This is a genomic window from Sphingorhabdus sp. EL138, assembly GCF_945882965.1.
Lineage (GTDB): Bacteria > Pseudomonadota > Alphaproteobacteria > Sphingomonadales > Sphingomonadaceae > Sphingorhabdus_B.
The window spans coordinates 87484-103259 of the sequence record NZ_CAMCWY010000004.1; the positions used below are offsets into that span (position 1 = coordinate 87484).

Below are 15776 nucleotides of genomic sequence, written 5' to 3' on the forward strand. Positions count from 1 at the left end.
TTGGTCTGCGATGGAAGAAGATATAGCTCTCATCCGCAAGATAATCCATGTCGACATGGATGCCTTTTACGCCAGCGTTGAGCAGCGGGATAACCCCGATCTGCGGGGAAAACCTGTCGCCGTCGGCGGTTCATCCAAGCGTGGTGTGGTGGCTGCGGCAAGCTATGAAGCGCGGGCGTTCGGTGTGCGCTCGGCCATGCCCTCGGTCACGGCGCAAAGGCAATGCCCCGACCTGATTTTCGTCAAGCCAAGGTTTGAGGCCTACAAAGCGGTGTCGCGGCATATTCGCGACATATTCGCGCGGCACACCGACCTCATTCAACCGCTGTCGTTGGATGAGGCCTATCTTGATGTAACGAATGACAAGCAGGGCATTGGTTCCGCAGTGAAGATCGCCAAGGCGATCCGCGCAGCAATCCGGGACGAGACGGGGCTGACCGCGAGCGCTGGCATAAGCTACAACAAGTTCATTGCAAAGCTCGCCAGCGACCAGAATAAGCCCGATGGAATGTGCGTTATACTGCCGGACCAAGGCCCGGCATTCGTAGCTAGCCTGCCGGTCCGCCGGTTTCACGGTGTTGGGCCGCGCACCGCTGAGAAGATGGCAAAGCTTGGCGTAAACACGGGCGCTGACCTTGCACTCAAGGATGAAGCGTGGCTGGTGCAGCATTTTGGCAGTTGGGGCGGCTATCTTTTCTGGGCGGCCCGCGGGATTGATCACCGCCCAGTCAACGCAAATGCTGTGCGCAAATCTATCGGAGCCGAAAGTACCTATTTTAATGATAAACGCAGCGAGGCCGAACTGCGCGAGGCACTGGAAGAAATCATCGATGTCGTTTGGGATCGCATTGACCGATATCAGGCAGAGGGTAGGACATTAGTGTTGAAGGCACGCTATTCGGATTTCCGGACGATCACGCGGTCCCGAACAGTTGGGCAAGCTTTGTCAGATCGTGCGACTATAGCCCAGCTTGGCCATGCTTTGCTTGATCAAATACTCCCGGTTGAGACGGGGGTCAGACTTCTCGGGCTGACACTTTCCGGTTTTGTAGACCATAATGAAATCGTCGAGCGTGCAACGCAGCAGGGACAATTTACATTTGCTTGATTGAAAATTGAATTTTTTTGTTATATATCATGAAACTGTTATGCTAATGTAATACAGGATGTAAAATGGCGCGCCCTCAGACAGATATCGATGCTGGAAGAACTGCATTGCTTGAGATGGTTGATGACTTGATCCGCAAGCGCGGGTCGGTAGATATCTCAATGACAGATTTGGCGATGGCAGCGGGCATGTCGCCATCCAATCTATATCGCTTTTTTGACAATAAAGAAGCGTTGCTTGAGGCTGTGGCCGAGCGTTTTTTTGCCGAAAAAATCCGGATAATGGTTGAGGTAACCGAATCAGACCTGCCTGTGCAGGACAAGATGTACCAATATTTTGCGCGGCGTTACCTCGCGATGGTTGACCAATATGAAGCGGAACCAGATCTACTGAAAAGTTACCTTGAAATTGGCCAACAATATTTTGAGGTTGTCCGCGGCTATGTGGATCTGGGAGATCATTATCTCTCCCTGATTGTCGCAGAAGCTATGGAGCAGGGTTATTTTGAAGGCCTTTCGATTGATGAGGCAGTGTCACTCATCAACCAGATGGTGCAGTGTTACACCAACCCGGACGCGCTTTTTTACGTTGGCACGATTAAGTTGAGGGTCGAGAAGCTTGCAACGATTGTTGAGACAATTTTTCTTGGGCTAGGCAAAAAATCGTCGGCGCAAAAGCTTGGTCAAACGCAAATCAAGATCGTTTCGTAACCGAGCAGATAGCTCTGCTGTCTGGCAAACGCCCACCTGTGCCGCAACAAAACTCAAGTCTAGCATGCCCCAAAAAGCCCGGCTAGATTTGTACCTACCTCTGAAGCGCATAATCACTTTTACAATGTCATAGCGCTGATTTAAGCACATGATTAAATCAGAGGGGAGAGAGCCGATCATGCGTGTAGACAATGCTATATTTCCATCAATGGCGCAGGCTACGTCATTTTTCGGCGGTCCAGAGAACGGGCCGTTTGTCATGGTGAATTTGCTGAAGTTCAAAGACAAGGCGGAATATGCCGATGGCCGCGATTCCGATCTTTCTGGTGCAGCGGCTTATGCCAGCTACGGTAAAGCTATTCAGGCTTGTTTGGCTGCCGTCGGTGGCCGCCAAATTTACGCCGGGACAGTTACTGGAATGATGATTGGTGAAGTTGAGGACGAATGGGACATGATCGCTTTGGTCGAATATCCTTCCCTTGCGGCCATGCAGAAAATGGTGTCTTCGCCTGAATATCAAGCCATTGAATCTCATCGTAAAGCTGGGCTTGCTGGCCAATTGAACATCCGCACTAGTCAGATTGGACATTGATATGAAACCGATGAAGAACCGCATGACCGACTTGCTCGGGGTCGAATATCCCATCATTCAGGCGCCAATGGGTTGGATTGCGCGGGCGCAACTGGCATCGGCGGTGTCAAACGCAGGCGGGCTTGGCATCATCGAAACATCCTCGGGGCAGTTGGATGAAGTGCGCGCCGAAATCATCAAAATGCGCGGACTTACCGATAAGCCCTTCGGGGTGAACATCGCACAAGCCTTTGTTCGCGACCCGGGCATTGTGGATTTTGTGGTCGACCAAGGCATCAAATTCGTAACAACATCTGCGGGCGACCCCAATAAATATTGCGGTCCGCTAAAGGCAGCGGGGCTTACAGTTTTTCACGTCGTGCCGACCCTCGCTGGCGCATTGAAAGCCATTGATGCTGGTGTTGACGGTCTTGTCGTCGAAGGTGGCGAGGGCGGTGGTTTCAAAAATCCGAAGGACGTTGCGCTGATGGTCCTGCTGCCGCTTATCCGGAGCAAAGTTGACGTGCCTATCGTCGCTGCTGGCGGCATTGTCTGCGGACGGACAATGGCAGCGGCATTTGCGCTTGGCGCAGAGGCCGTACAAATGGGCACACGGATGGTCAGCGCTGCGGAATCGCCTGTGCACCATAACTGGAAAGACGCCATCATCAACGCGAAGGAAACCGACACGCTGTTCCTCAATCGCCATGGGCCGGGGCCGGCATTACGTGCTTTGCGCACTGAACGAACAACAAAGCTGGACGTTGAACCAACGGACAATATCATGGGCGAAATGCGTGGTGTGCTTGATTTGTATTTCGGCGGTGACATGGAGGCTGCGATCGCTCTTTCCGGGCAAGTGGCCGGACGCATTGATGCGGTGAAACCCGCCAAGCAAATCATCGACGAGGTGATGGAGGAGTTTTATACCGTCATGAACGATTTGCTGCGTGACTATCTTTAGGATGTGAATTGGACCCTGTCCTCGAAGAATTTCTAAGCGATCCAGAGGCGGATGCTTCGGCGCTGCACGATGTTGCGCGGATCAAGGCCATACTGGAACAATGTGGGCGTGATGGCCGTGTGATCAGCTATTCCGAGCTTTTGTTGAACCTCGGCTTCCGCTTCACACGGCCCAAAATGCGCGCGGTCTGCAAGACGTTAGACAAGATAGACCAGATCACCGCCGACGAAGGCACCCCTGCGCTTGCGGTGCTTGTGGTGCGTGAAGGTGACGGCTTGCCTGGGCAGGGCTGGTGGACAGGGCGGACCGATTATCAGGGTGAATGGACAGGGCCGCAAGCGCATGCCCATATCCGAAAACTTCAGGACGATGTGTTCGCATATTGGCAAAACAAACCGCTTTGAATTTGAAACTGATCTGGGACGACGAAACTAATGCAACAGGCAACCGATTTTTTAGATGAGAGCAAGGCGTTATGCGCTTTGCTGACCTCGCTTTCCGAGGCAGATTTTGAAACGCCAACCCAGTTCAAGGGCTGGACCATCAACAACATCATCCGCCATTTGCACGTCTGGAATATCGCAGTCGACCTGTCGTTGCGTGACGAGGCGGCGTTTGGTGCGTTTGTCGCTGCGATGATGGCTGGCGTTCGCGGGGGTAAGTTGCCCGAGTTTGAGGCGAGCTATCTGGATGGTCTTTCGGGTCATGCATTGCGAAACGCGTGGATGGAGCGTGCAGAAGCCACTGCTGTTGCATTTGCTGCGGCGGATCCGAAGCTTCGTCTCAAATGGGTTGGCCCTGACATGAGCGCGCTAAGTTCAATCACGGCGCGGCTCATGGAAACTTGGGCACATGGGCAGGCGGTTTACGATATGCTTGGTGTGGCGCGGCAAGACACTGACCGGATTGGAAATATCGCACGGCTTGGCGTCAATACATGGGGCTTTACTTGGAAAAATCGCCGCAGCGAGCAGCCCGGCCCGATGCCGAAATTGCGCCTGTTCGCTCCATCCGGCGCGGTTTGGGAATATGGCGAGCCCTCCGAAAGCGGTATGATTTCCGGCAGCGCGACAGAGTTTTGTCAGGTTGTCACCCAATGCCGGAACATTGCGGACACTGCGCTTGAAGTCACAGGCGAAGTCGCGCATCAATGGATGCGTATTGCACAATGTTTTGCCGGGCCACCACAAGACCCGCCAACAAAAGGCTCGCGGCATTGCGCCGACAATGCTCAAGGTAAATGGCTATCTTGAACGGCTTGCGGCAAACCCCATAGTGGACATCACGACATTAAAAGCCGTGCGTTTCGTTATTAAGGATGGGCGGTTTTTAGGGCTGAATGATTATGCCCTTTTGCGGGTCTGTCCGGCCTTGAAGCGTCTCTGCAAAGGCGGTTTCGGCGGCCTTCAGTCCTGCACGAATTTCGATGTCCACCACGCCATCGGCTGCAGTTAGAAAGCTTTTCCAACTGCGGCCGACGGCTTCGCCAAAACCCTTTGGTCCTAGTTCCTGAATTGTCGCGACCGCGTGATCGGGGGCGAAAAATAGAACTGGTTTTGGTCCAGGCATTTCGCCGCCACTTGCGCCAGCACTGTTTGGGCCTCGCGCGTCAACATGGGTGGCTCCGACCAAGCAGCTATATTTTAAATGGCTAACCAACCTCTCGTGAATAGCACGGAGCAGCCGCGAGTTGCCGGCAAAATCGACGCATACCGACGCGGTCTCGGGCAGTGCGTCGACTTCATCATAGGCCATGACGCCGTCGTACAGGCCAGTCCCGAGGACAAAGTCCACATTGCCCTTTGAAGTCAGGCCTATGCGCTTTATGCTGGGCGATAAATCCTTCGCCACGCTTGCAAGACCCATCGCCGTTTTGGATGAAGCGCTGGTAATGAGCAGGTTTTCTGAGCCAAACCAGCCTTCTCGGCGGAGCATGGCTTCAATCAGGAAGCCGGTTTTGAATAAAGGCCCAAACAACATACGCTCCGCCTCTTTTGCGGGTTCATGTTCCGGGTCGGCGGCAAGACGGCTATATTGGTTATAAATTGGGCTCATTGGCTGCCGGTGTGCGGCCATATCGGTGAAACCACCGGCGCTCACTTTGCCAGGCACGACATCGAGCTGCGTCCCCATCGGTAAATAGCCATAGACGCGCTCGCCAACCGCGATATCGGGGCAATGTGATTCTTCAACGACTGCATGGCCCCACATTGGCACGACGCCAAAATCGCCCTCCGCTGGAAAGAAGTTCCAATAGCCGAACTGGTCCCCGATGACGGCATAAGTGATGTTATTCGCCGTGACGGAGAAGCTCTCGATACGCAAACGAACCGCTTCTTCGCCGAGCGGGTGTAATGCGGCTTCATGCACCTGCGTTTGTGTCAGCGCCTGTTTGTTTACCCAGATTGTCGATGCCATATTTGGACCTCCTTGCGATTGCATAACCGCCTGAACTTATTCATTCAATGAAAGACTAGAGACTCCATTGATCACATTGATGTGAATATGTACTTTGACAATCACACTGCAATGTGAAAAAGACGAATCATGAGCACTCAACTGATCAATAAACTTCGTAGCCTCGTCAACGACGGTGGCTTGTCACGGTCTGGCCTAGCCCGTGCTGCTGGCCTACATGCAAACACTTTGCGCGACTTGGATGAGCCGGGCTGGAACCCCACCGCTGAAACGCTGCGTAAGTTGGAAAGCTATTTGTTCTCCAACGACGAGACGCCTGCGCTCGTGCCGATTGAGGAAATCATTGAAGAGGCGCGCAATGGTCGAATGTATATTCTCGTTGATGATGAGGACCGGGAGAATGAGGGCGACCTGATCATTCCAGCGCAAATGGCGACGCCAGACGCGATCAATTTCATGGCAACGCATGGCCGTGGGCTAATCTGTCTGACCATGACCAAAGCGCGTTGCGAACAGCTTGGCCTGACGCCGATGGCGCGCGAAAACCGCGAGAGCATGCAAACAGCCTTCACGGTGTCCATAGAAGCCCGTGAGGGCGTCACGACGGGCATCAGTGCTGCTGATCGGGCCCGAACCATTTCCGTTGCTGTGGACGCCTCTATGGGGCCTGATGACATTGTTTCGCCGGGCCATGTCTTTCCGCTCACCGCGCGCGATGGTGGCGTTCTGGTGCGTGCGGGCCATACAGAGGCCGCTGTCGACATCAGCAGGCTTGCTGGCCTCAACCCGTCGGGCGTGATTTGTGAAATCATGAAGGATGATGGCACAATGGCGCGGATGGACGATCTCGTCGCTTTCGCCCGTATGCATAATTTGAAAATGGGGACGATCCGCGATTTGATCGCCTATCGCCGCAAGCACGACCATTTGGTCGAAAAGCGCGCGGAGATGAAGTTCAACAGCCGCTGGGGCGGCGATTGGGCAGCCATGACCTTTTACAACAAGGCGACGGGCGATGAGACCATCGCTTTGGTCAAGGGCCGCATTGACCCTGAAAAACCGACATTGGTACGTATGCATACCATGTCGATGTTCGTTGATGTGTTTGGGGAGGATAGTGAGCGTTCTGGCCTGCTGTCCCGCTCGATGGAGGCCATTGCAGCTGAAGGTGCTGGTGTTATCGTGGTCATCAACAAGCCAATGAAAAACGTCGTTTCCCGCTTCATGCAACTGCGCGCGGAGGGCAAGCAAGCTGGCGCACCCGAGATGGAAGAACTGCGCGACTATGGCGGCGGCGCACAAATCCTGACCGAACTAGGCGTGCACGACATGATATTGCTGACCAACACGCACCACACGCTGGTTGGCCTTGAAGGCTATGGCCTTTCTATTGTAGGTGAGCGGCCTATTCCCGGCACCGGAGGCGAGTAATGGCAAAGTTTCTGATAGTTGAAGCACGGTTTTATGACCATCTGAACGATATGCTTGTTGCCGGCGCGAAGGCGGCGTTGAAGGCCAAGGGGCATGAGGTGGAGGTAATCACTGTGCCCGGCGCGCTCGAAATTCCAGGTACAATTGCGATGGCCGCGGAGGCGCAAATATATGATGGCTTCGTCGCCATTGGCGTCGTCATTCGCGGGGAAACCTATCATTTTGAAATCGTTGCTGGCGAAAGCGCGCGCGGCATCATGGCGTTGACGATGGACGGCATTGCCATCGGTAATGGTATATTGACCGTTGAGAATGAAGCACAAGCCATAGTGCGCGCCGATCCCAAGCAAAAGGACAAGGGCGGGGAGGCAGCTATTGCCGCGATGGCCTTGCTAAATCTGCAAAATCGTTTCAACTGAAACGATGAGCGCACCGACTTTAACGACACAAATCAACGCTGACTCCGAAGAGTTTAAGGCGCGCAGTGCGCACAACCGGGGATTGCGCGATGAACTTTGGGCCAAAGTCGCCGAGGCGGCGTTGGGCGGTAATGAAAAGTCGCGTGAGCGCCATACGTCGCGCGGCAAATTGCTGCCGCGTGAGCGCGTCGAACGCCTGCTGGATAGCGGTTCGCCTTTCCTAGAAATCGGCCAGCTTGCAGCATGCGACCTGTATGATAGCGAAATTCCCGCCGCTGGCCTAATCACGGGAATTGGCCGCGTTTCGGGCCGGCAGTGCATGATTGTCTGCAATGATGCGACCGTCAAAGGTGGCACTTATTACCCAATGACCGTCAAAAAGCATTTGCGGGCGCAGGAAATTGCCGAGGCGAACCACTTGCCGTGCATCTATCTGGTTGACAGCGGCGGCGCAAATTTGCCGCATCAGGACGAGGTTTTTCCCGACCGTGACCATTTCGGGCGCATCTTCTTTAACCAAGCAAATATGAGCGCAAAGGGCATCCCGCAGATCGCCTGCGTCATGGGAAGTTGCACCGCTGGAGGGGCGTATGTGCCCGCCATGTCAGACGAAAGCGTCATTGTGCGGAACCAAGGCACCATCTTCCTTGCGGGCCCGCCATTGGTCAAGGCCGCGACGGGGGAGGAAATTAGCGCCGAGGATTTGGGCGGCGGGGACTTGCATGGCCGTAAGTCGGGCGTTGTCGATCATGTCGCCGAAAATGACGAACATGCGTTGACCGTCGTTAGGGATATTATCTCGCATTTAGGGTCGATCCACAGACCCGACATCGACATAAAAGAACCACGTCCACCAAAATTCGAACCCGAAGAGCTCTACGGTGTCATCCCCGATGACGTGCGCGCGCCTTATGACGTCCATGAAGTCATCGCACGGCTGGTCGACGGCGGTGAATTTCATGAGTTCAAGGCCCTGTACGGCACGACGTTGGTCTGCGGCTTCGCGCATATCTGGGGGATGCCCGTCGCGATTCTTGCCAATAACGGCGTTTTATTCTCCGAAAGCGCCGTCAAAGGCGCGCATTTCATTGAGCTTGCTTGCCAACGGCGGATACCGTTGCTGTTCCTGCAAAACATAAGCGGGTTCATGGTCGGCGGCAAATATGAGGCGGAAGGCATTGCCAAGCATGGCGCGAAGCTCGTCACCGCCGTTGCCACCGCGAGCGTGCCCAAGATCACTGTGCTGATCGGCGGCAGCTTTGGCGCGGGCAATTACGGCATGTGCGGCCGCGCTTATTCCCCACGCTTCCTGTTCAGCTGGCCCAATGCGCGGATTTCGGTGATGGGCGGCGAACAAGCGGCCTCCGTGCTCGCGACTGTTCACCGTGATGCCGAAAAATGGACACCAGAAGAGGCCGAAGCCTTCAAGGCCCCCATTCGCCAGAAATATGAGGATGAAGGCAATCCTTATTACGCGACATCGCGATTGTGGGATGATGGCATCATCGACCCAGCGCAAACCCGCGATGTGCTTGGCCTAGCCTTCGCAGCCGCACTCAACGCGCCCGTTGAAGAGGCACCCCGTTTCGGGGTGTTCCGGATGTGAGCAAGATAATCCAATCGCTCCTCATCGCCAATAGGGGCGAGATTGCTTGCCGGATAATCCGCACGGCGCAGGCAATGGGCATTCGCACAATTGCTGTGTATTCGGATGCCGATGCCAAGGCGCTGCATGTGCGCGAAGCCGATGCGGCGGTGCATATTGGGGCGTCTCCGGCGCGTGAGAGCTATTTGGTGGGCGAGAAGATCATCGCCGCTGCGATCAGCACAGGCGCAGAGGCAATCCATCCGGGCTATGGCTTCCTCTCCGAAAATGCTGAATTCGCGCAAGCGGTAATCGACGCTGGCCTCATATGGGTCGGACCGAACCCTGCCAGCATTACCGCGATGGGGCTGAAGGATGCCGCCAAGACATTGATGGCCGAAGCGGGTGTGCCTGTAACGCCGGGCTATATGGGCGCAAACCAAGACCCAGCGTTCCTCGGTGAGCGCGCCGCCGAAATCGGATATCCTGTGTTGATCAAAGCGGTTGCAGGCGGCGGCGGGAAGGGAATGCGTAAGGTCGAGAACGCAAGCGACTTCGCCGACGCGCTCGCCTCTTGCCAACGTGAGGCCAGCGCATCGTTCGGCAACGCGCATGTCCTCATCGAAAAATATATCCAACGCCCGCGCCACATCGAGGTGCAGGTGTTTGGCGACAGCCACGGCAACATCGTCCATTTGTTCGAACGCGATTGTTCGTTGCAACGCCGTCACCAGAAGGTAATCGAAGAAGCCCCTGCGCCGGGCATGGACGACGCAACCCGCGAACAGCTGTGCGCGGTCGCGGTGAAAGCGGCAAAAGCCGTAGACTATGTCGGTGCTGGCACGATCGAGTTCATCGCGGATGCCTCCGAGGGACTGCGCGCCGACCGCATATGGTTCATGGAAATGAACACACGGCTGCAAGTCGAACATCCGGTGACCGAGGAAATCACGGGTGTCGATTTGGTCGAATGGCAATTGCGCGTCGCCAGCGGTGAAGCCATCCCCTTGCAGCAGGAGCAGTTGCGCATCAACGGTTGGGCGATGGAAGCGCGGCTCTATGCGGAAAATCCTGCAACTGGCTTTCTGCCGTCTATTGGTTCCCTTGATCATTTGGAATTTCCCGAAGAGCTAAGGATCGACACAGGCGTTGAACAAGGCGGAGAAGTTTCGCCTTATTACGACCCTATGATAGCCAAGCTGATTGCATGGGGCGCGACGCGCGAGGACGCCATTGACCGGTTGCGCGACGGCATTGACGGTACTGAAGTGTGGCCAGTCAAAACAAACGCTGGCTTTTTGGGTCGGTTGGTCGACTTCGACGAATTTGGACTTGGTGACATAGACACCGGCCTCATTGCGCGGGAAGTTGAAGACCTCGTTCATCCATCGGAACCAGAGCCTGAAGAGTTGTTGGAAGCCGCTGCTTTGTTATGTGCCAGCCCCGGCGAGGGACCAGTGAGCGCCATTTTAGGTTTCCGCCTGAATGCACCACCGCTTGCTGAGGCGCGTCTCAGGGACGATGATGGCAATCTTTATGTGGTCGCATTTGATGAAATTGAGGCCGACGAACCCACGGCGGACGTGCTCGCTTTCGCCGACGGTTTTGCGCGTCGTTATGTGTTGGATGAACCGCGTGGGTCAGGGCATAGTGCCGCGAGCGACGGTGCAATCCTGTCACCCATGCCGGGCCGGATCATCGCAGTTGATGTTGCTGTGGGTGACGCAGTGTCCAAAGGCCAGAAACTGGTGACGCTTGAGGCGATGAAGATGGAACACAGCCTAACTGCGCCGTTCGACGGTGTGGTGGCGGAATTAAATGCGGAGACTGGTGCGCAGGTGCAGGTTGAGGCGTTGTTGGTGCGTATTGCGGTGGTGGAACAGTCATGACCATTTTTAACCGTCACCCTGAACTTGTTTCAGGGTCTATTTATCAGCCTTGACCGGTGGTTTGTGAGGCTCGATGGACCCTGAAACAAGTTCAGGGTGACGGATTTGTGCGAGGGTTAACGTAATGGCAGGCAAATATTTCAATGAATGGCAAATCGGCGACACCATCGTCCATGAAATCCGCCGCACGGTGACTGAAACCGATAATCTGCTCTTCTCGGTCATGACCCATAATCCGCAACCGCTGCACATTGATGCCGAAGCCGCGAAGGCCAGCGAGTTTGGACAGATTCTCGTCAATGGCACCTTCACTTTTGCGTTGATGGTTGGGTTGTCTGTAGGGGACACAACGCTTGGCACGTTGGTGGCCAATTTGGGCTATGATAAACTCGTAATGCCCAAGCCTGTGTTCATCGGGGATACGTTGCGCGCGGAAACCGAGGTCATTGCGCTCAAGGAAAGCAAATCGCGGCCAGACGCAGGTGTTGTCACTTTTCTGCATCGATGCCTCAATCAACGTAACGAACTTGTGTGCCAAACGGAACGTGCCGCGTTGCTGAAGAAGGCTTAGATTGCCATAACGTCCGACGAGGGGCATACTAACGGCATGAAACTGCGCTCCCTCCTTTTCGTCCCGGGTGACCGGCCTGATCGATTTGCCAAAGCTGCTGCAAGCGGTGCCGATGCGATCATCATTGATCTCGAAGACTCGGTTGCGTTTGATCGCAAGTTGGCGGCACGCGAAGCCACTGCGGAGTATCTGTCGGGTGACCGTCCAGTTCCGGTTTGTATCCGCGTTAATCCGCAGGACAGTCATCTTACCCATGACGATCTAGCGTCCGTGCTGCCTTATATGCCAGATGCTATTGTCTTACCCAAGGCAGAAGGAGCGCGTTCGGTCAATTGGCTACGCGCAGAAGCAGCAGCCGTGGCCGATAGTCAGGACGGCGAGGCGCCGCCGATCTTGCCAATCGCGACCGAAACGCCGGGCGCGGTGTTTGACCTCGGCACCTTGCGTGAGGTCGCACATTATCTCGTTGGTGTAAGCTGGGGAGCGGAGGATTTACCCGCTGCAGTTGGGGCTTCGACTTCGCGTGAAGCGGATGGCCGCTACACGGCGCCATATGAAATGGTCCGGTCGCTCACGCTATTTGCGGCGCATGCTGCCGGGGTTGCTGCAATTGATACTGTTTTCCCGAGCATAAACGACGCGGCGGGCCTGGCGTCCTATGCCAGTCGCGCGGCACGAGACGGGTTCACTGGCATGCTCGCCATTCATCCGTCGCAGGTTGCCGCCATCAACGCGTGCTTTACGCCTTCTTTGGCGCAGATTGCGCATGCGCAATCCATCGTCGATGCCTTTGCGGCCAACCCGGGCGCTGGGGTATTGCAATTGGACGGCAAAATGATCGACGCGCCGCATTTGAAAGCGGCACTGTCGATCTTAGCGCGCGCTTAAGCCGTCAGAATAATGGGTCGCTCCATCGTAGGCTGGAGCCTATCTCGCCTTGCAGTCCAAACTGACAGACGTAGTGGGCCCCAGCCTGCGCTGGGGCGACGGGTCCACTTAACCTGAGTTATGCTTAGGCCGCTAGTTTCCGCAAGACATAATGCAAAATGCCGCCGTTCATGAAATACTCGACTTCGTTCGCGGTGTCGATGCGGCACAAAGTGTCGAAATTGAACGTTGAGCCATCCTTGCGGGTGACCATCACGGTTACCGTCTGACGCGGCTGAAGCTTTCCAACGCTGGTGATCGTGAAGCTATCATCTGCGGTCAGGCCAAGCGTTGTCCGGCTTTCGCCATCCATGAATTGTAGCGGCAACACGCCCATGCCAACCAAGTTGGAACGGTGGATGCGTTCGAAGCTTTCGACGATGACGGCGCGAACGCCGAGCAGGTTGGTGCCCTTTGCCGCCCAATCGCGCGAAGATCCGGTGCCATATTCCTTGCCGGCGATGACCACCAAGGGTGTGCCGTCGGCTTTATGCTTCATGGCCGCGTCGTAGATCGGCATGACTTCGCCTTGGTAGCTGCTCATGCCGCCTTCGATGCCGGGGACCATTTCGTTCTTGATGCGAATATTCGCAAAGGTGCCGCGCATCATGACTTCATGGTGGCCGCGCCGCGCGCCGTAGCTGTTAAAATCTGCCTTGCTCACCTGATGCTCTAACAAGAATTTACCAGCAGGGCTGTCCGCCTTGATGCTGCCGGCAGGCGAGATATGGTCGGTGGTGATGGAATCGCCCAAGATCGCCAGCGGCTTTGCCTCGATGATATCCATCACCGGCGCGGGCGTCATGCTCATGCCTTCAAAATAGGGCGGATTGGCGACATAAGTCGATCCAGCGCGCCATGTATAGGTGTCCGAACCTTCGACCTGAATCTTCTGCCAATGTGCATCGCCTTCATAGACCTTGGCATAACGCGCAGTGAACATCGAACGGTCGATGTTTGCGGTCATGACGTCATGCACCTCTTGGTTGGTGGGCCAGATATCGCGCAGATACACGTCCGAACCGTCGGTCGCTTGGCCAATTGGCGTCGTGGTGAAGTCTTCGGTCACGGTGCCCTTGAGCGCATAAGCGACCACCAAGGGCGGTGAAGCCAAGAAGTTCGCGCGCACATCGGGCGACACGCGGCCCTCAAAGTTGCGGTTGCCCGAAATGACCGAGGCGGCCACGATATCATGGCCGTTAATCGCCGCCGAAATCGGCTCTGCCAATGGGCCCGAGTTACCGATGCAGGTGGTGCAGCCATAGCCGACCAAGTTAAAGCCAACCGCGTCGAGATCCGCAGTCAATCCGGCACGATCGAGATAATCAGTTACAACCTGCGACCCCGGTGCGAGCGAGGTTTTCACCCATGGCTTAGGGCGCAAGCCAAAGGCATTGGCCTTACGCGCGACAAGGCCCGCAGCAACCAACACGCTTGGGTTCGAGGTATTGGTGCAGCTGGTGATCGCGGCAATCACAACATCGCCATCGCCAATATCATGCGTCTTGCCTTCAACCGCGACGCGCTTTGCGCTGTCATGCTTGTAGACGTTGATCAAATCGTCGTTGAACACATTGTCGACTTGCGTGAGGATAACCTTGTCCTGCGGGCGCTTAGGTCCGGCAAGCGACGGGACAACGCTGCCCATGTCGAGTTCCAACGTGTCGGTGAAAATCGGGTCCACCATATCGGCATAAGCCCATAGGCCTTGTTCCTTGGCATAAGCCTCAACTAAGGCGATCTGGTCCTCATCACGGCCGGTCAGACGTAGATATTCGATGGTCTTTTCATCTATGCCAAAGAAACCACAAGTCGCGCCATATTCGGGCGCCATGTTTGCCAATGTCGCACGGTCGGCCAACGACAGCGAGGCAAGGCCGGGGCCATAATATTCGACAAAGCGGCCAACCACGCCCTTGGCGCGCAGCATTTGCGTTGCGGTCAACACAAGGTCGGTCGCGGTCACGCCCTCGGCCAATGCACTGGTCAGCTTGAAGCCCACCACTTCGGGGATCAACATCGATACCGGCTGGCCCAGCATTGCGGCCTCCGCCTCAATCCCGCCAACGCCCCAGCCCAGCACGCCAAGGCCATTGACCATTGTCGTGTGGCTATCGGTACCCACGCAGGTGTCGGGATAGGCGATTGTCGCGCCGTCAACGCCGGTGCTTGTCCAAACGGCCTGCGCAATATGCTCCAGATTGACCTGATGGCAAATGCCGGTGCCGGGAGGGACCGCCTTGAAATTGTTCAGCGACTTGGAACCCCATTTTAGAAAGTCATAGCGTTCGGCGTTGCGTTGATATTCGATTTCAACATTCTGTTCCGCCGCCTTCGGGTGACCAAATTCGTCGACCATGACGCTGTGGTCGATAACCAAATGCACAGGGACGAGCGGGTTAATCTTCGACGGGTCGGCCTGCAACGCGGTCATGGCATCGCGCATTGCGGCCAAATCGACCACACATGGCACGCCAGTAAAATCCTGCAACAACACGCGGGCAGGGCGATATTGAATTTCGCGGTCGGACTTCGCGTCCTGCTGCCAATCGATCAACGCCTGCACATCCTGCACCGACACGGTAAAGCCACCATCTTCAAAGCGGAGCAGGTTTTCGAGCAACACCTTCATCGAAAACGGCAGCCGCGACACATCGCCCAATTTCTCCGAAACCTTTTTGATCGAGAAATAATCCACCGTCTTGCCGCCAGCGGTCAAGGTGGAGCGGGTTTGCAGGCTGTCTAATCCGATTGCGGTCATGGTATCACTATCCCTAAAAATTGAGGCTTTTGGCCGGATGGGGAAGACAACACGGGTCACCGCTATCTGCGGCCAATAAACGCGCGCCAAACCAGCGTAAAAGCGGGAGATTCGTTTGCTGGCCGCGCCTTAGCGTAGCAAGGGGCTGGGTGCAAGGTAGGGCGGGGTAAAAAGGCTACCCGCGCGGGCTCTTCCCGCGATTAGCCGTGCCGCAACGCGTCGGTTACCTCGTCAAGGCTGCCGCGCACGCGGAGTAATTGATCTTTTCCAAATACGATCAAGCATTCATCATGCGCATTGTCGGCGGCGCGGACGAACTGCACGATTTCAGGATTGACCGAGATTTTTTGGCCGCGAACGTCGGTCAGGGTGACAAAGGGGATCATGCGTTTTCCTTATGAAATTCTATGGCGCGGCTGGGC

15 protein-coding genes are annotated in these 15776 nt (G+C 55.7%); 12 read left to right on the forward strand and 3 right to left on the reverse strand.

The window, feature by feature from the left end:
- Positions 1-10 precede the first annotated feature (10 nt).
- The 6 genes from dinB (at position 11) to Q0N43_RS02830 (ending at position 4606) form a co-directional block, all read left to right on the forward strand.
- Positions 11-1108 (forward strand): DNA polymerase IV, encoded by a 1098-nt coding sequence (gene dinB, locus Q0N43_RS02805; protein WP_295442176.1) that lies wholly within the window; start codon positions 11-13, stop codon positions 1106-1108.
- Between the two features lie 65 nt (positions 1109-1173).
- A complete protein-coding gene (locus Q0N43_RS02810; RefSeq protein WP_295442179.1) occupies positions 1174-1818 on the forward strand; it encodes a TetR family transcriptional regulator in 645 nt (214 codons plus the stop codon).
- 178 nt (positions 1819-1996) lie between these two features.
- Positions 1997-2410: a DUF1330 domain-containing protein gene (locus Q0N43_RS02815; protein ID WP_295442183.1), complete on the forward strand. Its 414-nt coding sequence runs from the start codon at positions 1997-1999 to the stop codon at positions 2408-2410.
- 1 nt (position 2411) lies between these two features.
- Positions 2412-3353: a nitronate monooxygenase gene (locus Q0N43_RS02820; RefSeq protein WP_295442185.1), complete on the forward strand. Its 942-nt coding sequence runs from the start codon at positions 2412-2414 to the stop codon at positions 3351-3353.
- A gap of 8 nt (positions 3354-3361) precedes the next feature.
- Positions 3362-3757, forward strand: a complete 396-nt coding sequence (locus tag Q0N43_RS02825) for a ribose-phosphate pyrophosphokinase (RefSeq protein ID WP_295442188.1) — start codon at positions 3362-3364, stop codon at positions 3755-3757.
- A 30-nt stretch (positions 3758-3787) separates the two neighbouring features.
- Positions 3788-4606 (forward strand): TIGR03084 family metal-binding protein, encoded by an 819-nt coding sequence (locus tag Q0N43_RS02830; protein ID WP_295442191.1) that lies wholly within the window; start codon positions 3788-3790, stop codon positions 4604-4606.
- A 76-nt stretch (positions 4607-4682) separates the two neighbouring features.
- Here the strand turns inward: Q0N43_RS02830 and Q0N43_RS02835 are convergent, their stop codons facing one another.
- Positions 4683-5771 (reverse strand): DUF2855 family protein, encoded by a 1089-nt coding sequence (locus tag Q0N43_RS02835; RefSeq protein WP_295442194.1) that lies wholly within the window; start codon positions 5769-5771, stop codon positions 4683-4685.
- A gap of 129 nt (positions 5772-5900) precedes the next feature.
- Between Q0N43_RS02835 and ribB the strand changes: the two genes are divergently transcribed.
- From ribB to Q0N43_RS02865, 6 genes are all read left to right on the forward strand, one after another.
- Positions 5901-7202, forward strand: coding sequence for a 3,4-dihydroxy-2-butanone-4-phosphate synthase (gene ribB, locus Q0N43_RS02840; RefSeq protein WP_295442196.1), 1302 nt, complete (start codon positions 5901-5903; stop codon positions 7200-7202).
- Positions 7202-7621, forward strand: a complete 420-nt coding sequence (gene ribH, locus Q0N43_RS02845; RefSeq protein WP_295442200.1) for a 6,7-dimethyl-8-ribityllumazine synthase — start codon at positions 7202-7204, stop codon at positions 7619-7621. The genes ribB and ribH overlap by 1 nt, the downstream gene beginning before the upstream one ends.
- 4 nt (positions 7622-7625) lie before the next feature.
- Positions 7626-9227 (forward strand): carboxyl transferase domain-containing protein, encoded by a 1602-nt coding sequence (locus Q0N43_RS02850; RefSeq protein WP_295442203.1) that lies wholly within the window; start codon positions 7626-7628, stop codon positions 9225-9227.
- A gap of 5 nt (positions 9228-9232) precedes the next feature.
- Entirely contained in the window at positions 9233-11095 is a 1863-nt protein-coding gene (locus tag Q0N43_RS02855) for an acetyl/propionyl/methylcrotonyl-CoA carboxylase subunit alpha (protein ID WP_295442361.1), read from the forward strand.
- 124 nt (positions 11096-11219) lie between these two features.
- Positions 11220-11666: a MaoC family dehydratase gene (locus Q0N43_RS02860; RefSeq protein ID WP_295442206.1), complete on the forward strand. Its 447-nt coding sequence runs from the start codon at positions 11220-11222 to the stop codon at positions 11664-11666.
- A 36-nt stretch (positions 11667-11702) separates the two neighbouring features.
- The gene (locus Q0N43_RS02865; protein WP_295442209.1) at positions 11703-12554 is read left to right on the forward strand and encodes a CoA ester lyase; all 852 of its coding nucleotides are present in this window, start codon (positions 11703-11705) and stop codon (positions 12552-12554) included.
- A 124-nt stretch (positions 12555-12678) separates the two neighbouring features.
- Here the strand turns inward: Q0N43_RS02865 and acnA are convergent, their stop codons facing one another.
- Together acnA and Q0N43_RS02875 are read right to left on the reverse strand one after the other, a co-directional pair.
- Positions 12679-15354 (reverse strand): aconitate hydratase AcnA, encoded by a 2676-nt coding sequence (gene acnA / locus Q0N43_RS02870; RefSeq protein ID WP_295442212.1) that lies wholly within the window; start codon positions 15352-15354, stop codon positions 12679-12681.
- Between the two features lie 200 nt (positions 15355-15554).
- On the reverse strand, positions 15555-15740 hold the full coding sequence (locus tag Q0N43_RS02875) for a hypothetical protein (protein WP_295442215.1): 186 nt from the start codon (positions 15738-15740) through the stop codon (positions 15555-15557).
- Between the last annotated feature and the right edge of the window lie 36 nt (positions 15741-15776).